Source organism: Alteromonas australica, from assembly GCF_000730385.1.
GTDB lineage: Bacteria > Pseudomonadota > Gammaproteobacteria > Enterobacterales > Alteromonadaceae > Alteromonas > Alteromonas australica.
In genome coordinates, this window is sequence record NZ_CP008849.1 from 1,875,366 (window position 1) to 1,898,296 (window position 22,931).

21 protein-coding genes are annotated in these 22,931 nt (G+C 45.8%); 15 read left to right on the forward strand and 6 right to left on the reverse strand.

What is annotated here, in order from left to right; translation table 11 throughout:
• Positions 1-424: 424 nt before the first annotated feature.
• Both rluC and EP13_RS08310 read left to right on the forward strand, forming a co-directional pair.
• Complete coding sequence (rluC, locus tag EP13_RS08305; RefSeq protein ID WP_044058846.1) at positions 425-1,378, forward strand: 23S rRNA pseudouridine(955/2504/2580) synthase RluC; 954 nt, start codon at positions 425-427, stop codon at positions 1,376-1,378.
• A 25-nt stretch (positions 1,379-1,403) separates the two neighbouring features.
• Positions 1,404-2,081 carry an HAD-IA family hydrolase gene (locus EP13_RS08310; RefSeq protein WP_044056884.1) on the forward strand — a complete coding sequence of 226 codons (678 nt, stop codon included), beginning with the start codon at positions 1,404-1,406 and terminating at the stop codon, positions 2,079-2,081.
• Here EP13_RS08310 and EP13_RS08315 read toward each other — a convergent pair.
• Positions 2,049-2,711, reverse strand: a complete 663-nt coding sequence (locus tag EP13_RS08315; RefSeq protein WP_044058847.1) for a Maf family protein — start codon at positions 2,709-2,711, stop codon at positions 2,049-2,051. The two genes, EP13_RS08310 and EP13_RS08315, sit on opposite strands and share 33 nt — an antisense overlap.
• A 268-nt stretch (positions 2,712-2,979) precedes the next feature.
• Between EP13_RS08315 and yceD the strand changes: the two genes are divergently transcribed.
• From yceD to fabF, 8 genes are all read left to right on the forward strand, one after another.
• Positions 2,980-3,513, forward strand: coding sequence for a 23S rRNA accumulation protein YceD (gene yceD, locus EP13_RS08320; protein WP_044058848.1), 534 nt, complete (start codon positions 2,980-2,982; stop codon positions 3,511-3,513).
• A gap of 3 nt (positions 3,514-3,516) precedes the next feature.
• Complete coding sequence (gene rpmF, locus EP13_RS08325; RefSeq protein WP_012518206.1) at positions 3,517-3,687, forward strand: 50S ribosomal protein L32; 171 nt, start codon at positions 3,517-3,519, stop codon at positions 3,685-3,687.
• Positions 3,688-3,702: 15 nt separating this feature from the next.
• A complete protein-coding gene (gene plsX, locus EP13_RS08330; RefSeq protein WP_044056885.1) occupies positions 3,703-4,728 on the forward strand; it encodes a phosphate acyltransferase PlsX in 1,026 nt (341 codons plus the stop codon).
• Complete coding sequence (locus EP13_RS08335; RefSeq protein ID WP_044056886.1) at positions 4,725-5,690, forward strand: beta-ketoacyl-ACP synthase III; 966 nt, start codon at positions 4,725-4,727, stop codon at positions 5,688-5,690. The genes plsX and EP13_RS08335 overlap by 4 nt, the downstream gene beginning before the upstream one ends.
• Positions 5,691-5,748: 58 nt before the next feature.
• Positions 5,749-6,678: an ACP S-malonyltransferase gene (gene fabD / locus EP13_RS08340; protein WP_044056887.1), complete on the forward strand. Its 930-nt coding sequence runs from the start codon at positions 5,749-5,751 to the stop codon at positions 6,676-6,678.
• 10 nt (positions 6,679-6,688) lie between these two features.
• A complete protein-coding gene (fabG, locus tag EP13_RS08345) occupies positions 6,689-7,429 on the forward strand; it encodes a 3-oxoacyl-ACP reductase FabG (protein WP_044056888.1) in 741 nt (246 codons plus the stop codon).
• A 197-nt stretch (positions 7,430-7,626) separates the two neighbouring features.
• Positions 7,627-7,866 (forward strand): acyl carrier protein, encoded by a 240-nt coding sequence (gene acpP / locus EP13_RS08350; protein ID WP_044056889.1) that lies wholly within the window; start codon positions 7,627-7,629, stop codon positions 7,864-7,866.
• 78 nt (positions 7,867-7,944) lie between these two features.
• The gene (fabF, locus tag EP13_RS08355) at positions 7,945-9,183 is read left to right on the forward strand and encodes a beta-ketoacyl-ACP synthase II (RefSeq protein ID WP_044058849.1); all 1,239 of its coding nucleotides are present in this window, start codon (positions 7,945-7,947) and stop codon (positions 9,181-9,183) included.
• A 152-nt stretch (positions 9,184-9,335) separates the two neighbouring features.
• On the opposite strand, the gene EP13_RS08360 is transcribed toward fabF, so the two are convergent.
• Both EP13_RS08360 and EP13_RS08365 read right to left on the reverse strand, forming a co-directional pair.
• Complete coding sequence (locus EP13_RS08360; protein WP_044056890.1) at positions 9,336-10,100, reverse strand: SDR family NAD(P)-dependent oxidoreductase; 765 nt, start codon at positions 10,098-10,100, stop codon at positions 9,336-9,338.
• A 15-nt stretch (positions 10,101-10,115) separates the two neighbouring features.
• Positions 10,116-11,018, reverse strand: a complete 903-nt coding sequence (locus EP13_RS08365) for a haloalkane dehalogenase (RefSeq protein WP_044056891.1) — start codon at positions 11,016-11,018, stop codon at positions 10,116-10,118.
• Positions 11,019-11,286: 268 nt separating this feature from the next.
• On the opposite strand from EP13_RS08365, the gene EP13_RS08370 reads away from it, so the two are divergent.
• Genes EP13_RS08370 through EP13_RS08380 form a run of 3 tightly spaced genes read left to right on the forward strand, consistent with a single transcriptional unit; the run spans position 11,287 to position 16,432 of the window.
• Entirely contained in the window at positions 11,287-13,407 is a 2,121-nt protein-coding gene (locus EP13_RS08370) for a 3-hydroxyacyl-CoA dehydrogenase NAD-binding domain-containing protein (protein ID WP_044056892.1), read from the forward strand.
• Between the two features lie 34 nt (positions 13,408-13,441).
• Positions 13,442-14,623, forward strand: coding sequence for an acetyl-CoA C-acyltransferase (locus tag EP13_RS08375; RefSeq protein WP_044056893.1), 1,182 nt, complete (start codon positions 13,442-13,444; stop codon positions 14,621-14,623).
• Between the two features lie 9 nt (positions 14,624-14,632).
• On the forward strand, positions 14,633-16,432 hold the full coding sequence (locus tag EP13_RS08380; protein ID WP_044056894.1) for an acyl-CoA dehydrogenase C-terminal domain-containing protein: 1,800 nt from the start codon (positions 14,633-14,635) through the stop codon (positions 16,430-16,432).
• 187 nt (positions 16,433-16,619) lie between these two features.
• On the opposite strand, the gene EP13_RS08385 is transcribed toward EP13_RS08380, so the two are convergent.
• From EP13_RS08385 to EP13_RS08395, 3 genes are all read right to left on the reverse strand, one after another.
• On the reverse strand, positions 16,620-17,015 hold the full coding sequence (locus EP13_RS08385) for a DUF3718 domain-containing protein (protein ID WP_044056895.1): 396 nt from the start codon (positions 17,013-17,015) through the stop codon (positions 16,620-16,622).
• Between the two features lie 406 nt (positions 17,016-17,421).
• The gene (locus EP13_RS08390; RefSeq protein ID WP_044056896.1) at positions 17,422-18,378 is read right to left on the reverse strand and encodes a sugar-binding transcriptional regulator; all 957 of its coding nucleotides are present in this window, start codon (positions 18,376-18,378) and stop codon (positions 17,422-17,424) included.
• Positions 18,375-19,040 (reverse strand): HAD family hydrolase, encoded by a 666-nt coding sequence (locus tag EP13_RS08395; protein WP_231497936.1) that lies wholly within the window; start codon positions 19,038-19,040, stop codon positions 18,375-18,377. Before EP13_RS08395 ends, EP13_RS08390 begins: the two co-directional genes overlap by 4 nt.
• Positions 19,041-19,600: 560 nt before the next feature.
• On the opposite strand from EP13_RS08395, the gene EP13_RS08400 reads away from it, so the two are divergent.
• Entirely contained in the window at positions 19,601-21,316 is a 1,716-nt protein-coding gene (locus tag EP13_RS08400; protein ID WP_044056898.1) for a purine-cytosine permease family protein, read from the forward strand.
• Between the two features lie 9 nt (positions 21,317-21,325).
• Positions 21,326-22,834 carry a mannitol dehydrogenase family protein gene (locus EP13_RS08405; protein ID WP_044056899.1) on the forward strand — a complete coding sequence of 503 codons (1,509 nt, stop codon included), beginning with the start codon at positions 21,326-21,328 and terminating at the stop codon, positions 22,832-22,834.
• Positions 22,835-22,931 lie beyond the last annotated feature (97 nt).

The window sequence follows — 22,931 nt, forward strand, 5'->3', positions numbered from 1 at the left end:
TTATGTGCTCGCGAGTACTATCTGAATTATCTAACGGCAGTGTAGTCGTTGCCTCTATAATTCGTTGTTTCGGTGTAAAACTGCCCTTCAAGGGGCTTATTCATCGAATAATGCAAACCGAAAACGAACAGTACTCCTTTATTCGCAGAGAGGAGTATTAGCGGTATTCTTAAACCGTATGGTGTGTCCAACCCTGCGAGATGTTATTTTTTATCAATTAATTACTGAATAAAAAACACCCTTCATTATCGCACCAAAGGGCGTATTTACGCAAGGTTTGTAGGGAAATAAAGCATGATTAATTGCAAGCAACGCTAAATGTTCAACCATAAGCTAATTTTTTTGCAGGCAAATGGCGGATTTTTTTCATGCCATGGGTGTTTTATGTTCCAGAGACCTTTTGCAATGCGGTATACTCCCCCTCATGAAAGAACAGACTCCCCAAAAAGTACAATTTGTAACCGTAGACGCAGATGTGGCCGGCCAGCGAATTGACAATTTTCTGCGCACTCAACTTAAGGGTGTGCCCAAAAGCATGATTTACCGAATTTTGCGTAAAGGCGAAGTTCGCGTGAATAAAGGTAGAATTAAACCCGAATACAAATTGGCTGACGGCGATGTGGTGCGGATCCCTCCGGTGAGGGTGTCTGAGGGTGCACCTGCGCCTTCGCCAAAATTAGATAAAATCGCCTCCCTTGAGAGCCATATTTTATTTGAAGATGATCGTATATTGGTTATGAATAAACCTTCTGGCATTGCGGTGCACGGTGGCAGCGGATTAAGCTTTGGTTTAATTGAAGGGTTAAGGGCATTGCGTCCTGATGCGAAGTTTATGGAACTCGTGCACCGCCTGGATAGGGAAACCTCAGGCTGTATTCTGATTGCGAAAAAGCGGTCGGCATTGCGACACATGCATGAACAATTACGTACCGGCAAAATGGATAAGCGCTATCAAGCCTTAGTCGCAGGGGAGTGGCCTTCAACACGGTTTAAAGTGAAAGCGCCTCTACGTAAAAATACACTACAATCAGGTGAGCGCATGGTGAGTGTGGGCGACGATGGCAAGCCTTCTGAAACCCGCTACCGCATTTTGCAGCAATTTGAAGGGGCTACCCTTGTTGAGGCGTCGCCGATTACCGGGCGAACTCACCAAATCCGCGTGCATTGTTTACATGCGGGCCATCCCATTGGCGGCGATCCTAAATACGGCGATGCTGAATTTGATAACCAAATGCGTAAAATTGGCCTGAGCCGGTTATTTCTTCACGCGCACAGTATTTCTCTTATCCATCCTGGTACTGAGGAACGGGTGAAGTTTACTGCGCCATTGGATGCCACATTAAGCGCTACGTTAAATGCGCTTAGCAAGCATGCTTAATCACTCCTAAGGCCTGATGTCGTTCATGAGAGAAAGTCGTTACAAACTCGTTATCTTTGATTGGGATGGCACGCTAATGGATTCCGCTGCCAAAATCATAAACTGTATGCAACTGGCCGCCGATCAATGCGGTGTTACCGTGCCTAGTGCTGAAGAGGTGGGGCATATCATAGGAATCAGCTTAAAGCCTGCCATCAAACAACTGTTTAATACCGATGATGAAGCTTTGGCCGAAAGGCTGGTCTTAGCCTATAAAGAGGCATTTGTGTCGCAAGATACCACCCCTTGCCCATTATTTGATGGGGTTGAATCTTTACTAGCATCGCTTAAAGAAAGCGGCGCAATTCTGGCTGTAGCCACAGGTAAAGCTCGCAGAGGGTTATCTCGTGCTTGGCAGCAAACCAATACAGGGCACTATTTTACCACTTCACGGTGTGCTGATGATGCTGAGTCTAAACCGTCACCCGATATGCTGCTGCAAATTCTTGATGAACTCGATATTCAAGCCAGCGATGCGGTGATGATTGGCGATACAACCTATGACATGCAAATGGCAAAGTCCATTGGCATGGACAGGATAGGCGTGTCTTACGGTGTCCATGCTCAGGTTCATTTAGAAGCACTGCAGCCTAAAGCTGTTGTGCATTCTGTAAGCGAACTACAGCCGCTATTACTGACAAGCCCAGCGTTGTTGAGTTGCTAAGTCGAGCAAGTCAATATTAAAGTGTCTATCTAGCATATTGTGAAGCAACATGGTGGGTAGGCCAATGAGCGTATTGGGGTCGCGACTGGTAATACGCTCAAAGAGTAAAACACCCATCCCCTCACATTTGAAGCTACCTGCACAATCGAGGGGTTGTTCGGCATCAATATAGGCTTGTAGTTGGGCTTGACTATGGCGGCGAAAGAAAACGCATGTTTCTTCTACCCGGGTGACACAAGTTTCTTCTTTATCTTTGGTACTTTGTTTGGCCGTCCCATCACCAAAGTGTTGGCACAAACTTAACGCTGTATAAAAAGAAACGGTTTTTCCTTGGCAGAGGGTAAGTTGTGCAAGGGCATTTTCAACCGTATGCGGTTTACCCAGTATTTTTTTACCGTCCCCGGTATCAACGAGGGCAACCTGGTCGCTGCCAATAATGATTTTGTTTGGGTTTAGCCTCGCCACTTTTTTCGCTTTTTCCGCAGCAAGTCGTTTTGCTAGATTTATGGGGGATTCACCATCTTCGGGGGTTTCATCAATATCCGGTGCGCAGGTTTCTACGTGAATACCGATATTCGCGAGTAGTTGCTTGCGGTAGGCGGAAGAAGATGCAAGCACAAGTTGTGGCATATTTGATTGAGTCATACTACGGCCTCACTGTAACCAAGTCATACTGATACACAAATGTACGAAAACAAATAGGTTCGAGCCGAAGCCCTACATTTATTGTAGAACATTTTTCGCCAACGAAAGTATAATTATGACATTGGGTGCCAGGTTGAGTAGGGTAAGGTTTGAATACGATTAGAAATGGCACTTGCGAAAGGGGCGTTTTATCGACAGTAAAGCTGATAAAAGCTTTGACACTGCTTGGTTCACACTATATCATGCGCGCCCTATGCAGAAAGTGAAACTCCCTCATTCGGTTGAACCGACTAAAAGTGCTATGAAACGTTCCGATTATCGGGGCATCATGGCGTCTAAAGATATGGAACGATTGAGCGAGGCAGTTGTCCGATGCAGTGACGATGTGGATGTTGAGGTACAGTTCGAAAAAGACGCGCAGGGTCTTACTATATTTCACGGCCACTTAGGCACGCAGGTAACACTTATCTGTCAAAGGTGTAATGGTGAACTTGACTACTCACTTGACGTGGACTTTTGTTTTACTCCAGTGCAGGGAGGAGAGCAAGAGAGTGAAGACATCATTCCCGAGGCTTACGAACCGGTAGAGGTCAACGACCACGGAGAAGTTAGTCTGCTTCAGATTTTTGAAGACGAGCTATTGTTATCTTTACCCATTGTGCCCCTTCATGCAGAGTCGGCGTGTGCAGTGAAACGAGATGATATGTCGTTCGGAAAGATTGAACCGGAACAAGAGCGAAAAAACCCTTTCGCGGTTTTGAAAGAACTTAAGCGAGACCAGGAGTAAGTTATGGCAGTACAACAAAATCGTAAAACGCGTTCAAAGCGTGGTATGCGTCGTTCACACGATGCATTGACAGGCGCGACTTTGTCTGTCGATTCAACGTCGGGTGAAACACACCGTCGTCACCACGTAACCGCTGACGGTTACTACAAAGGCAAAAAAGTAATCGGCGCTTAAGTCGGCGACTACATTTTGTCTAAGCTAACCATTGCGTTAGATATCATGGGGGGCGATCATGGTCCCCCTGTTATCCTATCTGCGGCTATAAAAGCCATCCAACACCACCCCGACGTTAATTTTACGTTGTGCGGTGACGAATCTATTATAAATCCCGCTATTCAAGTACTTTCTGACGCCGAACGACGTCGCGTTGTTGTGTCTCATTGCGACCAAGTTGTTGATATGGGCGAGGCGCCTACCTCTGCATTGCGTCATAAAAAACGTTCGTCTATGCGAAAAGCCATTGAGCTGGTACAGGCGAAAGAAGCCCATGCATGCGTGAGTGCAGGGAATACGGGTGCTTTATTAACATTGTCTTTTTATCTTCTTAAAACACTCTCTGGTATTGATAGGCCTGCTCTTGTCAGTATGATGCCGACCGCCAGTCATCACAAAGTCCTTCTCCTCGATTTAGGGGCTAATGTTAACTGTACGCCAGATATCTTATTTCAATATGGGGTAATGGGTTCGGTACTTGCACAACAAGTTGCGGGGATTGCGTCGCCTAGAGTGGCATTATTGAATGTGGGCGAAGAAGATATTAAAGGAAATGCCCAGGTTAAGTCTGCCGATCAGTTGTTTAAAGATGCGCCGGGGATAAATTATATTGGCTATGTGGAAGGTGATGATATTTTTACCGATCATGCCGATGTGGTAGTTACTGACGGTTTTACCGGTAATGTGGCCCTTAAATCTAGTGAAGGGTTAGCGAAACTGGTGGTCAGTGAGGTTAAAAGACACTCTCAGCGGAATATTTATACACGTTTAATGGCCAAGATTGCTTTTCCGTTACTGAAATCTATCTATAACAGTGTGAACCCCGACCAGTATAACGGCGCGAGTCTGATAGGATTGCGCGGCATTGTTATCAAGAGTCATGGAAACGCATCTAAAGACGCCTTTTATTACGCCATTGTTCAGGCAATGCAAGAGGCGCGAATGCAGGTTCCGGACAAAATAAAAACCAAGATAGAAACGGTATTGTTGGAGCAGCTTTGAGCAAATATTCACGATTTATTGGTACCGGCAGTTATTATCCAACTGACGTACGTACCAATGCCGACCTTGAAGGCATGGTAGATACCAGCGACGAATGGATCACCGACCGCACAGGAATAAAAGAAAGACGAATTATTGGTGCAGATGAGACTGCTGCAACCATGGGGTATGAAGCCAGTAAAAAAGCCATTGAAATGGCAGGTATCGACCCTAAATCTATCGATATGATTGTATGCGCGACCACCAGTGGCCGCTATGCATTACCCAGTACCGCATGTGAAATTCAGCGACTTTTATCATTAGATGGCATTCCTGCATTTGATTTGGCCGCTGCGTGTGCGGGTTATTGTTATGCGTTAAGTGTGGCAGACCAATATATTAAATCAGGAATGGCCAAGCGCATTCTTGTTATTGGTACCGATTGTCTAAGCCGCCTTATTGACCCCTCTGACAGAACCATGGTGATTTTGTTTGGTGATGCGGCGGGCGCGACAATAATCGAAGCCAGTGATGAACCTGGTATTTTATCTACGCATATACATGCTGCAGGTTCATACGGCGATCTTCTCTACGTAGGCAATCCAACCCGTGGTGACGAACAGTCAGTGCACGAAAATTGGGGTGTAATGCGTGGGAATGAAGTCTTTAAAGTTGCTGTGAACAAGTTATCTGAAGTGGTAGAGCAAACGCTAGCTGCAAACGATATGCAAAAAGCTGACTTAGATTGGTTGGTGCCGCATCAAGCTAATTTCAGAATTATAAAAGCAACGGCGAAAAAATTAGATATGTCACTTGATCAAGTGGTATTAACCCTAGAAAAATATGGCAACACCTCGGCGGCAACTGTGCCAACAGCCCTTGATGCTGCTATAAGAGATGGCCGTATTCAACGCGGTCAGCATTTATTACTAGAAGCCTTCGGTGGTGGTTTTGCATGGGCATCTGCCCTTGTACGCTATTAATCTACTTTATCGAATTTTTTCAGTGGTTTTAGTAATAGAAAAATAATAAGGAAAACGTATGACTAAGACAGCTTGTGTTTTTCCGGGGCAAGGCTCACAAAGTGTGGGCATGCTAAAGGAATTAGCTGATAGCTACCCACAAATAGAAGCAACCTTTAAAGAAGCATCTGACGTGCTTGGTTACGACTTGTGGGATCTTGTGCAAAATGATACGGATGGCAAGCTAAACGAAACGCACATAACCCAGCCTGCGTTACTCACCGCCAGTGTGGCTACTTGGCGAGTTTTACGTGAACAAGGTTTAGATGTTGACTATCTGGCAGGCCACAGCTTAGGTGAATATTCTGCTTTAGTGTGTGGTGGCGCGCTTGCCTTTACTGACGCGGTAAAATTAGTAGAAGCGAGAGGCCAGTTTATGCAGGAAGCTGTACCTGCGGGTGCTGGCGCTATGTATGCCATTATCGGTCTAGACGATAATGCCATTGCGGATATTTGCCAACAAACGGCTATCGCTACTGGCGATGTTGTGGCTCCTGTTAATTTTAACTCGCCAGGTCAGGTGGTTATTGCAGGAGAGAAAAGTGCCGCTGAAAAAGCAGCACAAGGGTGCAAAGAGGCGGGTGCAAAACGTGCGTTACCGCTGGCCGTTAGTGTACCTTCACACTGTGAGTTAATGCGCCCTGCTGCGGATAAGCTTGAAGAAGCGTTAGCATCACTAAATATTCATACCCCTGCAATCAACATTGTGAATAATGTGGATGTGACCATTGAAACTGACGAGCAAAGCATAAAAAATGCGCTGGTACGCCAGTTACACTGCCCCGTTCAATGGACACGCACAGTGCAATACTTGGCCGATGCCGGTGTAGAGCGCGTGATTGAAGTTGGCCCAGGTAAAGTATTAACGGGGTTAAACAAACGAATTAACAAGGGGCTTGCCTCTTTAGCAGTGAATACGCCTGAGAGCGTAGAAGCGCTGAAACAATAAGGGAATTGCTATGAGTCATTTAGAAGGCAAAATAGCACTGGTTACGGGCGCAAGTAGAGGCATAGGTAAAGCTATTGCCACGCAACTTGCTGAACAAGGTGCAACAGTTATTGGCACAGCCACCAGCGACACTGGTGCTGCGGCAATTACTGATTACTTGTCCGCGTCAGGCGGGAAAGGACTTGCGCTGAATGTTACCGATAAAGACAGTGTTGAAACGGCCATAAAAGAAATTGCTGCAAGCTATGGCGGCATTGATATATTGGTTAATAATGCGGGTATCACTCGCGATAACTTGCTCATGCGCATGAAAGAAAGCGAATGGCAAGATATTATGGATACCAACCTAACAGCAATATTTACGCTGTCAAAAGCTGTACTTCGAGGTATGATGAAGAAACGTTTTGGCAGAATTGTTAATATTGGCTCTGTGGTAGGGAGTTCAGGTAACGCTGGGCAAGCAAATTATGCTGCCGCAAAAGCCGGTGTTATCGGCTTTTCAAAATCCATGGCGCGAGAAGTTGCTTCTCGAGGTATAACAATTAACGTTGTTGCGCCTGGATTTATCGATACAGACATGACAAAAGCGCTGTCTGACGATCAGCGTGAAGCCATTTCAAAAGATATTCCAGCTAACCGTTTAGGTGAACCTGAGGAAATTGCGGCCACTGTTGCTTTTTTAGTGAGCGATGGAGCCGCGTATATCACGGGTGAAACTATCCATGTAAACGGTGGCATGTACATGGGATAATTCGCTTTTTTGCGAATTTAGCTAAGTTTGGGGTAGTATTTCCCCGAACTTGGATGTAAAAATAGAGTATTAAGAATTTGGGATGTCGCTGGTTTGACCAGAAAATTAGTTTAAACTGGTACTTGCAAGGGCGGACCTTGCAAAATAAACTAGCGGCACTTTTACTATCTAGTGACGTTTAAGGGAAACCTAGAATTATGAGTAACATTGAAGAACGCGTTAAGAAAATCATCGTTGAACAACTTGGCGTAAAAGAAGAAGAAGTAAAACCAGAAGCTTCATTCGTTGACGACTTAGGCGCTGATTCACTTGACACTGTTGAGTTGGTAATGGCGTTAGAAGAAGAATTTGATACAGAAATTCCTGACGAAGAAGCAGAAAAAATCACTACTGTTCAGTCAGCAATCGACTACATCAACGCTAATAAAGACGCATAAGTCTTTAACAAGTGTCAAAACGGCTCTTTTTAGAGCCGTTTTCTGTATCCCCCCTTGGTTCCAATGCGAGGACTTATTGTGACAAAACGTCGCGTAGTGGTTACTGGTCTTGGAATGCTTTCACCCTTAGGTCTCAACAGTGAAGAGACATGGCGCCGTCTGCTTGCAGGCGAAAGCGGTATTGGTGAAATCACTCATTTCGACAGCAGTAATTATTCCACCCGTTTCGCTGGTCAAATTAATGATTTTGACCCGTTGGAATATATTGAGAAAAAAGAAACGAAAAAAATGGACAGGTTTATCCAGCTGGGAATTGCAGCGGGTAAACAAGCCATGGCAGATTCAGGCTTAACGATTACCGAAGACAATGCGCATCGAGTCGGTGTTGCAATTGGTTCTGGAATCGGTGGGCTAGAGCAAATAGAGCAAAATCACCTTAAGCTACTTAACGGCAGTCCAAAGCGGGTATCTCCGTTTTTTGTTCCTTCAACTATCACCAACATGATTTCAGGCTTCTTGTCTATCATGGAAGGACTAAAAGGGCCTAACATCAATGTAGTGACAGCCTGTACCACAGGTGTGCACAACATTGGTATTGCTGCGCGTACCATCGCCTATGGTGATGCTGACGCTATGCTAGCTGGTGGTGCGGAAGCGTCTATTACCCCTCTTGGTATTGCCGGTTTTGCAGCGGCTAGAGCGCTTTCCGCACGTAACGACGATCCGCAAGCGGCAAGTCGTCCATGGGACAAAGACAGAGATGGCTTTGTTATGGGCGAAGGCGCGGGCGTGGTTATGCTGGAAGAGTACGATGCTGCAGTGGCACGTGGTGCCACCATTTATGCAGAATTAGTAGGCTTTGGCATGAGCGGTGACGCTTATCATATGACGTCTCCGCCTGCAGACGGTGAAGGTGCCGCAGCCTCAATGGAAAATGCCATTAGAGACGCGGGCATTACGCCTGAAAGCATTGGTTATATTAATGCACACGGCACGTCTACCCCAGCGGGTGATGTGGCTGAGGTTGCCGCTGTTAAGCGCGTATTTAACGATCACGCTTACGAGTTGTTGGTGAGCTCAACAAAGTCAATGACAGGGCATTTGTTAGGCGCTGCCGGTTCTGTAGAGGCAATCTTTACGCTATTAGCACTTAGAGACAAAATGGCTCCGCCTACCATTAATCTGGACACACCAGGAGAAGGGTGCGACCTGGACTTTGTGGCGAAAAAAGCCAAAGTGTTTACGTCAGAGTATGCATTGTGTAATTCGTTTGGCTTCGGTGGTACTAACGGGTCACTTATTTTCAAACGGTTATAAAAGAAAATCGCTTTTTTGGGGCGCCTATCTTTGGCCTCATTCAAACACGAATTTCAGCATGATTAAAAAAGGCACTAAAGTCTCGTTACAGGGAAAGGTTTTCGCTCATACCTAGGTATGGGAAACAATACCTTTTATGACTAAAGACTAAGTTACCACGCAGTAACTCCGCCATCTACAGCAATGGTTTGACCGTTCATGTAACTGTTTCCTGGTGACAACAGTAACAGCATAGTATTAACAATTTCTTGTGGGTCAGCCAAGCGTTTCATCGGGCTTCCCATGCCCAATTGCGCTTGGGCTTCAGGCGTATTATAGCCATCTACATTAAGAATATTGGTTGGGCTGTAAAATGGGCAAATGGCGTTCACCCTTACATTTTTTCTTCCATACTCTACGGCGGCGGTGCGGGTGACACCGGCTACCGCGTGTTTGGCTGCGGCATAAGCAGCGCCTTTAGGGGCACCACCTAAACCTGCTAGCGAGCTAACATTCATGATATGGCCTTGCTTTTGGGCTAGCATAACGGGTATCTGGTATTTCATACCAAACATTACACCTTTTACATTAACCGCAAATTGACGATCTATTATGTCTTCTGTCATTTGATGAACAGGCGCAGGTTGATGGGCAATGCCGGCATTGTTAACCGCAATATCTAGGCGACCAAATTGGTTTACCGCTGCGTCTACCAAGGACTGATTTACGCTTTCAAGGGCTATATCGCCGGCAAGGGTAATAGCGTCACATGATGAGGCTAGCGATTGCCGTACTTCCGTTAACGCATGTTCATTGATGTCACTGAGTACAAGTTTTGCGCCTCGTAGTGCTAGACCTTGAGCTAAAAGCCGCCCAAAACCACTGCCTGCACCAGTAACCAACACGACGTGGTCGCTAAAATCGAGTAATGAATCCATTAGTTAATCCTTTTATCATTGTTGTATAAATGCGATGAGGTGGTGGGCAAGTTCCTCACCTTTATCCTCTTGTACAAAGTGTCCGCCACCTTCTATCGTGGTGTGTGTTACGCCTGAACATCCAGCTATTCGTTTCTGCATGATGGTATCACCGCCAGCGGTGACAGGGTCTTGGTCGCTGAATGCCGTCATAAATGGGCGGCAAAACTGCTGTAGGTTTTCCCAGGCTTCACGGTTTGCGTTGGACTCTGGGTTATCCGGTGATGTGGGTACAAGGAGTGGAAATGCCCGTGCGCCTGCTTTATAGCGTTCAGAAGGAAAGGGGGCATCATAAGCCTTCAATGTTGGTTTATTCAGTAGAGATACCGTGCCTTGTTGAATAACTTCTGAGGTGGGAAACTCAGGCACATCTTGTGAAAAGCGACGCCACTTTATAAATGCATCCGAGGGAGGCTTATCCCCGGTTGGCAGCCCAGTATTTGACGCCATGACGGCAACAAATTTCTCTGGCATGTCGGCGACTAAGCGCAGGCCTAAAAGCCCACCCCAATCTTGACAAAAAAGGGCCGCTGGCTGATTAATAACTTGTTGAAACCATTCTTTTAGCCAAATTAGATGCCGCGCATAAGTATAGTCTTTTTGATGCACGGGCTTATCGGAGCGCCCAAAGCCAATAAGATCGGGAACGAATACGTTAAAACCTGCATCAACCAGTCGCGGCATCATTTTACGGTACAGATACGCCCAGGTAGGTTCACCGTGTAATAGCACAACGGGGAGTCCGTCATCTGGCCCTGCTTGATAATAGGCCATCACGATTTCTCCCCCCATGGTATCGGTGACGTTGATGTATCGAGGCGGGTAAGGGAAATCAGTGATAAACGAAAAAGCCTCTTCGGGGGTTTTGAGTACTTGCATCTTTATCTCCTTCCAGATGATGGCATGTCATGTCTTTGTGTAACATCTATGTTGTTTTTTTGCTTTATTTTTTAACAAAAACACTCCCTTTCACTGCTGTCAATTTTTCTGTATCCACCTTATGTCGGGCTTTATAGCGCTACCACAGAGCGAAAGAGGCTTGAGTTGAGGTATTAAAAATTATGATGAATGTCTATAACACCAATAAACTTGGATGATTGACATCACTGCAATAACATTCCATTAACGTGAAAAATAGGAAATGGTTATGACGCAAGCAGAAAATAATGCAGTTATGTACGAGGTTAAGGATGGGGTTGCTAAGCTAGTAATGCAAAGCGCGCCTGTAAACGCATTGTCTCGTGCACTTCGAATGGGGTTGATTGATGGCGTCACCAATGCATTGCAGGATGACAGCGTTTCTACGATTGTAATTACGTCTTCGCTACCTATATTTTCTGGTGGCGCGGATATAAGCGAATTTTCAGGGGGCGATTTGTCGCCTATGCTACCTGAAGTGCTAGACAAAATTGAACATGCTAGCAAGCCTGTAGTGGCAGTGTTACCAGGGCCCGCATTCGGTGGGGGATTAGAGTTGGCGCTGGCCTGTCATCACCGAATCACTTTCGCATCAAACAAGGTAGGTCTACCGGAAGTCAATTTAGGTATTTTACCCGGAGCCGGCGGAACCCAACGACTTCCCCGTTTAGTTGATGCACAAACAGCCCTTACTATGATTGTTACGGGCAAACCTACGCCAGTCACCAAACTTCCAGGGGTATTTGATAAAATTTCTGAAACGCCAGAGTCGTTACTCGCAGATACACGTGACTACCTTTCTTCTCTTAATGGCAGTAATGCCATTAAGCGTACCTGTGACATTACTTTATCGATGGACGAGAAGACCCAAGCGGTTTTTGATGCGGTTACACAGCAAACTCAAAAGACAACAAAGGGCTTCTATGCGCCGTTAAAATGCATTGAAGCCGTGCGAGGCGCTTATACGTTAGCATTCGAAGATGGCCTTAAGAATGAAAGTAAGTTGTTTTTGGCATGTATGGCCACCCCACAGGCGCGTGCCCAGCAACATTTTTTCTTTGCGGAACGTGCAGCAGGTCACGTGAACGACTTCGATAAAAGCACCCCTGAACGCGCCATTAATCGCGTAGCTATTATCGGAGCAGGCACCATGGGTGGCGGAATTGCAATGAATTTCGCGAATGCAGGTATTCCGGTCACGTTATTAGAACTGAAAGAAGAGGCCCTTGAAAAGGGCCTTGCGTTAATTCGTAAAAATTACGAAAACTCAGCCAAAAAAGGCAAGTTGACCCAAGCACAAGTAGAAGCCCGAATGTCTCTGCTTTCCGGTACCACGGCTTATGAAGATTTAGCGGATGTTGATCTTGTTATAGAAGCCGTGTTCGAAAAAATGGAAGTGAAGAAAGCCGTATTTTCTACCCTTGATAGCGTGTGTAAACCAGGTGCCATTCTCGCCTCAAACACCTCTACACTCGATATTGACGAAATTGCGACGGCCACTTCACGCCCTGAAGACGTTATAGGTTTGCACTTTTTCTCTCCAGCAAATGTCATGAAATTGTTAGAAGTCGTGAAAGCCGAGAAAACAGCGCCTGACGTGATTAAAACCTGCATGAAAATGGCAAAGAAAATTAGGAAGGTGGCCGTGCTTGTGGGCGTCTGCTTTGGCTTTGTAGGTAATCGTATGATTGAACCTTACGGTCGTGAAGCAAATAGGCTTTTGCTTGAAGGTGCCAGCCCAGAGCAAGTTGACCGTGTACTTACCGAGTTTGGAATGCCAATGGGGCCATTCACCATGGGGGATATGGCCGGATTAGATATTGGCTATTACGTTCGACAATCTCGTCAAGAACATATATCTCATGATCCAGCCTACGGCGCGGTAGCCGACCGATTAGTGGAAATGGGGCGCAATGGATTAAAAAGCGGTCGGGGCGCGTATCAATACGAACCAGGCAGTCGAGTGCCGATTCCAGATCCTGAAGTGCTTGACATCGCTAAGAAAGAAGCTCATCGGCTTGGCGTGAAACAACGCTCAGACATCAGCGACGAAGAAATATTAGTCCGGGTAATGTTTACCCTCATTAATGAAGGCGCTTGCATTTTAGAAGAAGGTATAGCTGCAAAATCCAGTGATATCGATGTGATTTACGTATACGGCTATGGCTTCCCTGTTTACCGAGGAGGCCCCATGCAGTATGCCGATGAAGTTGGCTTAGGCACTATTTTAGATAAGCTTGTAACCTATCGAGATCAACTGGGCGACTACGGCGACATGTGGCTACAGCCTAGCGATTTACTCATCTCATTGGCCAAAGACGGTGGCACTTTTAAGCACTACCAAAAGTAAGTCAAATAACAGGTAAAGATAAGGAATTACTATTATGCGCGACGCAGTTATTGTCAGTACCGCAAGAACGCCTATTGGGCGTGCCTATAAAGGGGCATTAAACAACTTACCCGCCCCGTCACTGGGTGGCCATGCTATTGCTAACGCTGTGGCGAAAGCGGGTATTGAGTCAGCAAGTGTTGACGACGTTATTATGGGCGCGGCCTTAACGCAGGGCAGTGGTGGCATGAACATTGGCCGACTGGCCGGGCTAGCAGGAGGCTTGCCCGTGACGGTGGCTGGCATGACCCTAGATCGCCAGTGTAGCTCTGGCATGTATGCCATTGCCACCGCAGCAAACGCTATCCGAACGGGCGATGCTAATGTCATGGTCGCTGGGGGGTTAGATTCTATCTCGTTAGTGCAAAACAAAAACATGAATATGTTTCGTGCGGTAGACCCTGCACTTGTCGCTAAGCACAAAGATATTTACATGCCGATGCTGCAAACGGCCGAGGTGGTGGGCAACCGCTACAACATCAGCCGTGATGTGCAGGATGAATATGGTTACCAAAGTCAAATGCGCACGGCCGCAGCACAAGATGCTGGAAAATTTGACGATGAAATTGTCCCCATTACTGCACAACAGGCGCTATTCAATAAAGAGACAGGTGAAACTTCATTCAAAGAGGTCACACTTTCGAAAGATGAAGGAAATCGTCCTCAAACCACCCTTGAAGGCCTAAATAGCTTAAACCCTGTTATTGAAGGCGGGTGCATTACGGCGGGTAATGCCAGTCAGTTATCCGATGGTGCAAGTGCTACCGTTATGATGGACGAACATTCAGCCGCTCAGGGGAGTGTTCAACCCCTGGGTATTTACCGGGGAATTGCCGTGGCGGGCTGTGAACCGGACGAAATGGGCATAGGACCAGTGTTTGCTATTCCTAAGTTGTTAAAACAGCATGGATTGACCATGGACGACATTGGTTTATGGGAGCTTAACGAGGCGTTTGCGGTACAGGTGCTGTATTGCCGCGATAAATTGGGTATTCCAGATGAATTATTAAATGTAAACGGCGGTGCCATTTCAGTGGGTCACCCTTATGGCATGAGTGGCGCGCGTATGGTGGGCCATGCCCTCATTGAAGGTAAGCGTCGCGGTGCGAAGTATGTCGTTTGCACTATGTGTATTGGTGGCGGAATGGGCGCTGCTGGTTTATTTGAAGTTCTATAGGTAATTGATATGGAAGGTTATAAAGCTCCACAACGAGATGCCATGTTTGTCACACATGAGCTGTTAGATTATCAACGTCATTATCAGGCGTTAGGTTTTGACGAAGCGTCTGAAGATTTGGTTTCTGCGATATTTGCAGAGGCAGCAAAATTTTCTGAAAACACACTTGCGCCAATCAACCAATCGGGCGATGAAGAAGGGTGTACATGGAATGACGGCAATGTGACAACGCCAAAGGGATTTAAAGAAGCGTACCGCACCTATGTAGAGGGTGGCTGGCCAAGTATGGCACACCCTGAAGAGTTCGGTGGGCAGCAATTGCCCTATTCTTTAGCCTCTATTATTGCCGAATGGTTTTCCGGCGCTAATCACTCGTGGGCCATGTATCCAGGCTTAAGCCAAGGCTGTATGGAAACCTTAAAGGCGCATGGAACTGAGCAACAACAAACCATGTTTTTGCCAAAGCTTATTAGCGGCGAATGGACAGGCACAATGTGTTTAACTGAAGCGCATTGTGGGTCAGATCTTGGTATGCTTAAGTGCCGAGCTGAACCTCAGGATGATGGTACTTATAGCTTAACCGGTACCAAAATATTCATCTCAGCCGGTGAACACGATATGTCGGAAAATATTGTTCATATCGTGTTAGCTCGCTTGCCGGGTGCCCCTGAAGGAACCAAAGGTATCTCTTTATTCGTGGTGCCTAAGTTTAACGTTTCTGATGATGGCGAAAAGCAGGATAGAAATGCGGTAACCTGTGGCAGTATCGAACATAAAATGGGAATTAAAGCCAGTGCCACCTGTGTGATTAATTTCGACGGTGCAAAAGGCTATTTGATTGGTCCTCCTAATCGCGGTCTCAATTGCATGTTTACCTTCATGAATACAGCACGTATTGGAACAGGGCTTGAAGGGCTGGCTGCCTCTGAAGCCGCGTTTCAAGGCGCCTTACGCTATGCGAAAGATCGTATTCAATTTCGTTCGTTAACGGGTCGCAAGAACCCAGACGGTCCAGCCGACGCTATCATTGTGCATCCTGATGTTCGTCGTATGTTACTTACGCAAAAAGCGTTTGCAGAAGGAAACCGAGCTTTAGCGGCCTACTGCATGCAAATGGTTGATGTAACAATGTACAGTGACGACGCTGCGGCAAAACAAGTGGCTGAAGCAAAGCTGGCTTTCTTAACGCCAATAGTTAAGGCGTTCCTCACCGAAACAGCACAAGAAACAACAAGCTATGGTATGCAGGTGTATGGCGGGCATGGCTTTATTAAAGAGTGGGGCATGGAACAATTAGCGCGAGACACGCGTATTTGTACTATGTACGAAGGTACTACGGGTATTCAAGCTGTAGACCTATTGGGTCGTAAGGTCATGGGCTCGAATGGTGAATTGCTCAATGTGTTCGTTCAAGAAGTGCGTGACTACTGTAACTCTCTTCGTGATAACGCACAATTTAGTGCGTGGACCAATGCACTCAGTTCACACTTAGACGAGTGGCAGCAAATTACCTTAGACATTAGCAAAGCGGCCGCGTCAAACCCTGATGAAATTGGGGCTGCATCGGTTGATTACTTAATGTATTCAGGTTATGTCACCGTGGCTTACTTTTGGCTAAGAATGGCAGTGAAAGCTCAAGAGCAACTTGATGCTGGCAGCACGGAAAGTGAATATTATCAAAGTAAAATTTTAACCACGGGCTTTTACTTTGACCGGCTACTAACTCGTACCCGTTCTTTGGTTTCAGCCATGCAGTCAGGCGCAGATAACTTAATGGCTATGCCTGAGAGTATGTTTGCCATTGAATAGCAATAGCATGTAGGTGCGATATAAAAAAAGCCGAGTGAATACTCGGCTTTTTTGTTTTTAAACGCTGCAGATTAACCCTTCACAAACCCAGCCCACAAAAGAGTGTGGCTCCTTTCGGAGCCACCAGTACGGCATCTTGCCGTGACCATGTTGAAACGACTATCACATGGTTTGTGAAATTGTTGTTTTAGATACGCTCGTTAAGCTCTGTAGAGATAGGGTTTGATTGTAAACCTTGCTCTGCAATCCACGCTTGTAACGTTTTGCCGTCTGCTTCAGGCGCCTGAAGGTCTTTGCTTGGCATTTTCTTAACAAGTAGTGTGCCTACTTCAACCGCGTTGTTTACTAGTGCAGTGCGAATAAGGCTGTTGCCGTTGCACGAAACACCTGAGTAGTAATCGCGAAGTTTCATTTTGTAGTCAGACTGTACACGACGCATTTTTTTACGAAGTTCGCCTTTGTCATCCGCTTGTACAATTGTACAAATGTTAGCGAGTGCTTCGTTTACATCAGCGTGCGCCGCGTTAGAAATAGTTAGAGATGTAGCTGCAATGATTAGTGAAGTTTTAACAATTTTCAACATGGTTAATTTCCTTCGGTTGTTGTTGTTTGGTTCGGGAATAATTAAAGCGGATCTGTGGTGGTCAGAAAACATGCAGACCAATAACAAGGTATTTAAAATAATACCTTAATCTAAAGTCTACTATGGGAAAGTTGCAATAAAATCCCATTAATACAATGAGTTATTGGTTTTTAGTGATTTTTGGGGACGTTGAAATATACTTAGCATAAAGTTTAATAAAAGGTTTTTTTCAAGAAAAAACGGAGAAAAAGTGCTTTAAAAAGAAGAAAAATAATAAAACAACGCTCATTAAAGAAAGTGGGCGGGGTATGAAAGGTGGGTGAATGAAATGACGTTGAAAAGAGGGGGGCCTAAGTGCAACCACATTACCGTTTGCACTTAGGCGTTTAACGAAAAGAGAAAGAGCCTAGTTTTCTAATAAGGCAGCCGCTGTGGTTTCATTGGTAATAAGCGCATTGATTAACTTGGAGCGAAGTGCGCCTAAGATAGCGTCTCGCTTATTCATGCCTGATGCAATACCCACCACTGGCCTACTGTTCGATAACGACAGTTCACTGCTGGTCACCCGCTTATTGATTTTACAATCAACGATGGCACCTTCCCGATTGTATATCCAGCTAATGATTTCTCCCGCAGCACCCACTTCAGACAAATACGCCATTTCTTCATCGTCAATAAAACCATCAACATGTAGAGGAGATGTGCTCCCTAAGTTCCCAATGCCGACAAAGGTGATATCTGCTTCTTTGGCCAGTGCATGAATACGCGCTACGTGGCTTTGTTGGTGTAGCACGTGTTTCTCTGCTTCAGAGTTTGCAATAACAGGCAGTGGCATAGGGTAGTGTTGTGCTTTAACTCTATCGGCAATATGCACCGCTACGTCGTAGCGTGTTGCTTCTCCATTATTGGCAATATTACCCACTAACGACACTATCTTATGCTGAGGACAATGTAATAAGGATAACTCATCTGCACAGGCACGAAGCACCCGACCTGTACCAAATGCAATGGTCTTCGGTGTCTCGCTTCGAAGCGTGCGTTCTATCACTGCGGCGCCAGCTTGTCCAAGGCCAAGGGTCGAGTTGGGATCTTCGGTTATAGCAGGCACCACATCGCAAAACTGAAGGCCGAATCGCTCTTTAATGGCCTTCGCCAATTCCATACATCTTGCTATAGGGTGTTCAAGGCGTACTTTAACCAGCCCTTCAGACATAGACAGCGCCACTAACCGTTGAGCGCTCTGCCGTGAGATATTCAGCATTTTCGCAATTTCGTCTTGGGTTTTACCGCCTACGTAGTAAAGCCATCCGGCGCGCGCAGCGTCGTCTAGTTTTTGGCTATCGTGTTGTTGCTTCTTACTCATTTATTCATCTCATTATGTCTTAGGTTTGCGTACTGCGAAAAAAACACGCCCCAACTGTCTAGTATGTCAACATCGTTACACGCTGGCGCGGTTAAGTGGCTGCCACCTATATAATGCAGTACATGCATATTTGCCGCTCGTGCCGCTTGAATACCTGCTAAAGAGTCTTCAATAACCAAACAATCCTCTGGTTTCACCCCCATGGAATCGGCCGCCAGTAAAAACAAGTCTGGAGCCGGTTTCCCGTTAGCCACCATAGAGCGTGTAAATTGTTTGTTCTCAAAATAGGGTGTTAGCCCTGAACAGGCTAAGGCATGTTGGGTACGTGATTGAGAACTACTTGTGGCCAGGCAATAGGGCACGTTTAAGTTGTCCAGTACTGAAAGTACACCGGGGGAAGCGTGTAGATGAGACTCGAATCGAGCTTGTAGTTGCTGTTGGAATTGATTGACTACCTGTTCGGTAAGCTCGAAATTGAAATCTTGCTTAACCTGACTCTCAACGTGTTGCATGCTTTTACCGAGAAATCTGGAAACAAAATACGTGTCGGTAATGGTGATGCCATAGTCATTCAGTAACGATTGCCAGGTTTGCATTGATAAACATTCACTGTCGATTAACACGCCATCGCAATCGAAAATAACAAGTTTGATGTCCGACACCAACGCCGTCTCCTTTGTTTACTCCGCCCTCTACACGTGGAGGGGGAAACCGAGGTTTCTGAACCTAGTTTTTATAACAAGTGCCTTTGCGCTTGCTAAAACTGTGAGCAATGGCCGCATGCGGTGAATATAATTTCACTTTCACACTGCACTAGCAAGTAGGGATTTACGTAATTCTAACACTTTTCTCCTATTTGCATAAATAAGCGCGAAAACAGGGGTTTGTGGAGAATAAAATTCTCACTAAATGAAACGCCTTGTAAAAATTAAGGCCAATGCCCCCGTTAATCGTCAATTTCGATTAACGAAATAGTAACGAATATTTTGTTAAATCCGTTTACAACTGTTTATTGATATGCGAGTATCCGCGCTGAGCAAATAATTATAGTATTGGCATATGCTCAATATTAATAAGGCTGAACAGTACGCTGTTCTTTGTTATTAACATTGATGTATATAAAAGTAACAACAAGACCCTAATTGAACTAACGCCGGCTATCTATCTGAACAACAACATCAAAGATAGTCGTGAAGTTAGTAGGAATCGAAGCGAGAGAAAAATGAATTCGACTTCAGAAAAAGTAGATTTTTCGCAAATTAGCGATGAGCAGCTGCCGGTTGCAAAACATGAGCTTAAGGGGTGGAAACACTTCATGGGCCTGTATGCCGGTGAGCACGTAGCGGCCACAGAATTTGTCTTTGGCGCAACGTTCGTGGCACTCGGTGCTACCATGACAGACATTCTATTGGGCTTACTCATTGGTAATTTACTGGCCGTGCTAAGTTGGACACTCATTACCACGCCTATCGCAGTCGAAACTCGATTAAGTTTATATACTTACTTGCAGAAAATTGCAGGTGATTCGATGACCAAGCTTTATAACTGGGCAAATGTCATCATCTTTACGGTAATCTCAGCTGCTATGATTACGGTGTCGGCTACCGCCGTTCGATTTGCCCTAGGCATCCCAGCCCAGCTCAATTGGTACCCCACAAACATGGCATTTGTTGCCGTGGTGTGTGCAGTGGGTGTTATCGTGGTTTTTGTGGCTATGTATGGCTTTAACGCGGTGTCTGACTTTTCACGTATTTGTGCGCCTTGGCTATTTACCATGTTCATCGCCGGCCCCTTGGTGCTTATGCCCGCATTAGCAGACGCTGTTATTGGCCAAACATTCCTTACTAGCTGGGCCGACTTTATGCACATAGGCAGTACGTCTGTGTGGACGGGATTAACCCAAAGTGGTGAGCCTGGCATTGGTTTGCTCGAAGTCATTGGTTTCTCTTGGGCAGCCAATACTATTACCCACTTCGGTCTTATCGACATGGCGCTACTTCGTTACGCCAAGAAAAAACGTTATGGTCTATGCACCTCTGCGGGTATGTTGTTTGGGCACTATATTGCGTGGATTTCTGCAGGCATCATGGGTGCTGGTACAGCTGTAATTGTACAAAAATCTATCGTAGAACTCGATCCAGGCGACGTTGCATTCCACGCGTTGGGTTTATCAGGGTTAGTCATTGTTATTGTAGCGGGATGGACAACAGCAAATGCTAACTTGTATCGCGCAGGCTTAGCAGCACAAGCCATATTTAAAGACAAGTCTCGTAATAAGACTACCGCAATTGTGGGCTTAGTGACTGTTGCTATCGCGTGCTTCCCGTTTGTCTTTACAAAGCTTCTTCCACTTTTAACCTATGCTGGCTTGTTAGTTGTTCCAGTGGGCGCCATTGTTTTTGCCGAACACGTTATTTTTCCACGCATTGGTTACACCCGCTATTGGGCACATTTCCAAAGCCTGACCCATAGTACTCCTGCTGTAGCTAGCTGGGGACTAGGTTTGGTTTTCGGTTTTGGTCTAAATGCGTTGGATGTTATTTCGTTCTATTACCTATTTATTCCAACCTGGTTCTTTACCATCTTTGTGTACACAGTATTGGCAGCCAAATATGGCGCTAAACGTGAGTACCCTCAAGAAGAAGCGCAAATGGCATCGTTTGATCAAAAGGTAGAGGCTCATCATCAGATGCAGGCCGACGCGCTACCTGATCACGTTGAAGATACATCATTGGTGTCTCGTGTACTAAAAGTGGTTTCTGTTTCAAGTTTATTTATCACTATAGCCTTGGCGCTTAATACATTTTCATTCAGTGCAGATGTCACTGGCTACGAAAGTAACCGTGAACTTTTCTTCAATATCGCTTTTGCATGCACGGTTATTTATTTCATCACTGCTTACTGGGCAATGCGTCGCCAGAAGGCACTTGCAAAATAAGGGGTTATTATGCAGTCGCAATCAAGTTTTCGCTTACGTCAATCTAGCCTTTCTACGTTGCCTAGCCACATAGAAATTCCACAGTATGACGCAAGTAAGGTTACAACCGGCATTGTTCACATCGGCGTGGGTGGTTTTCACCGCTCACACGAGGCTATGTACGTCAACAATTACATGAATCAAACAGGTGACCTTTCGTGGGGAATCTGTGGTATAGGCTTGCGTGACGCCGACAAAAAAATGCAGGACACGCTAGTGAGTCAAGATTATCTTTACTCACTGGTAGAAAAGCACCCTAGCGGTGAACGTAAAGTCAGTGTGATTGGCGCTATTTGTGACTTTATGATGGCGACTGAAAACCCCGAAGCGGTTATCGACAAAATGTCATCGGAAGACGTAAAAATTGTCTCTCTTACCATTACAGAAGGGGGTTACAATTTTGACCCTGTCACGGGTGAGTTTATTGCAGATAATCCAGATGTATTGCACGACATTGCTAACCCCACCGCGCCAAAGCTTGTTTTTGGTTATTTACTGGCAGCATTGAAAGCACGTAAAGACGCCGGCATTAAGCCGTTTACTATTATGTCATGTGACAACATCCAGCATAATGGTGATGTGCTTAAAGCGATGGTACTGGCTTATATCAACCTCGTTGATGCCGCCTTTGCTCAGTGGGTAGAGGAAAATGTAGCATTTCCCAATTCTATGGTAGATAGGATTACGCCGGCAACCACACAAGATGATATTGCTGAACTTGCGAGCCTTGGCATTGAAGATACCTGGCCGGTCGTTTGTGAGCCATTTCATCAATGGGTTATTGAAGATGATTTTTGCCACGAGCGTCCCGCGTTTGAACAGGTTGGGGCACAGTTTGTTAAACACGTCGCGCCTTACGAAAAACTGAAGTTGCGTATGCTTAATGCGGGGCATTCGGTTCTAGGCCTGGTGGGTTCGCTTGCGGGTTTCGATACTATTCACGGTAGTATGGAAAATACAGCGCTACGAGATATGTTAGGCGAGTTTATGCGAGCGGAGGTGAAGCCTAATTTAGACCCTGTGGGCGATATGGATGTGAATGAGTATGGCCAAATCTTATTGGCACGCTTTGCTAACCCAAATATTAAAGATGCATTATCACGGATATGTCTAGAAAGCTCGGCGAAGATCCCCGTTTTCTTACTGCCAACGCTTAATGATAATTTGGCGAACGATGGAAATATTGATATTTCTGCGCTTGTGCTTGCATCTTGGGCCTACTACAGCCAGTTCCATACCTCGCAACAGGGCAAGGCGCTGGAGGTTCAAGATCAAATGGCGGATGAATTACAATCTGCGGCAAAAGGTTACAGCGAAGATAAGCTTGCGTTTCTAAAAGTACGCAGCATCTTTGGTGACTTGGTAGAAAATCCTCGTTTCACCGAAGTATATCAAGGGTATTTATCCAAGCTTCACGAAGGCGTACCCGTGTTAGATATTGTTGAAACCCTGGCACCTCAAGTGTCAAAAGCGAGCTAACCGCTCGCTTTAGCGAATTAAAGGCAAAGAAAAAAGGCGACCTCTCGGTCGCCTTTTAAGTGCAGATTTCTCTGCAACCATGTTGAAATGGCTCACA

Bases quoted from the DNA above. Each gene is read 5' to 3' on its own strand.
- EP13_RS08315 (WP_044058847.1), bottom strand. From the start codon at position 2,711: ATGCCACAACTTGTGCTTGCATCTTCTTCCGCCTACCGCAAGCAACTA.
- fabD (WP_044056887.1), top strand. From the start codon at position 5,749: ATGACTAAGACAGCTTGTGTTTTTCCGGGGCAAGGCTCACAAAGTGTG.
- EP13_RS08405 (WP_044056899.1), top strand. From the start codon at position 21,326: ATGCAGTCGCAATCAAGTTTTCGCTTACGTCAATCTAGCCTTTCTACG.
- EP13_RS08360 (WP_044056890.1), bottom strand. From the start codon at position 10,100: ATGGATTCATTACTCGATTTTAGCGACCACGTCGTGTTGGTTACTGGT.
- EP13_RS08370 (WP_044056892.1), top strand. From the start codon at position 11,287: ATGACGCAAGCAGAAAATAATGCAGTTATGTACGAGGTTAAGGATGGG.
- yceD (WP_044058848.1), top strand. From the start codon at position 2,980: ATGCAGAAAGTGAAACTCCCTCATTCGGTTGAACCGACTAAAAGTGCT.
- fabG (WP_044056888.1), top strand. From the start codon at position 6,689: ATGAGTCATTTAGAAGGCAAAATAGCACTGGTTACGGGCGCAAGTAGA.
- rpmF (WP_012518206.1), top strand. From the start codon at position 3,517: ATGGCAGTACAACAAAATCGTAAAACGCGTTCAAAGCGTGGTATGCGT.
- EP13_RS08310 (WP_044056884.1), top strand. From the start codon at position 1,404: ATGAGAGAAAGTCGTTACAAACTCGTTATCTTTGATTGGGATGGCACG.
- EP13_RS08380 (WP_044056894.1), top strand. From the start codon at position 14,633: ATGGAAGGTTATAAAGCTCCACAACGAGATGCCATGTTTGTCACACAT.
- EP13_RS08400 (WP_044056898.1), top strand. From the start codon at position 19,601: ATGAATTCGACTTCAGAAAAAGTAGATTTTTCGCAAATTAGCGATGAG.
- EP13_RS08365 (WP_044056891.1), bottom strand. From the start codon at position 11,018: ATGCAAGTACTCAAAACCCCCGAAGAGGCTTTTTCGTTTATCACTGAT.
- EP13_RS08385 (WP_044056895.1), bottom strand. From the start codon at position 17,015: ATGTTGAAAATTGTTAAAACTTCACTAATCATTGCAGCTACATCTCTA.
- acpP (WP_044056889.1), top strand. From the start codon at position 7,627: ATGAGTAACATTGAAGAACGCGTTAAGAAAATCATCGTTGAACAACTT.
- rluC (WP_044058846.1), top strand. From the start codon at position 425: ATGAAAGAACAGACTCCCCAAAAAGTACAATTTGTAACCGTAGACGCA.
- EP13_RS08390 (WP_044056896.1), bottom strand. From the start codon at position 18,378: ATGAGTAAGAAGCAACAACACGATAGCCAAAAACTAGACGACGCTGCG.
- EP13_RS08375 (WP_044056893.1), top strand. From the start codon at position 13,442: ATGCGCGACGCAGTTATTGTCAGTACCGCAAGAACGCCTATTGGGCGT.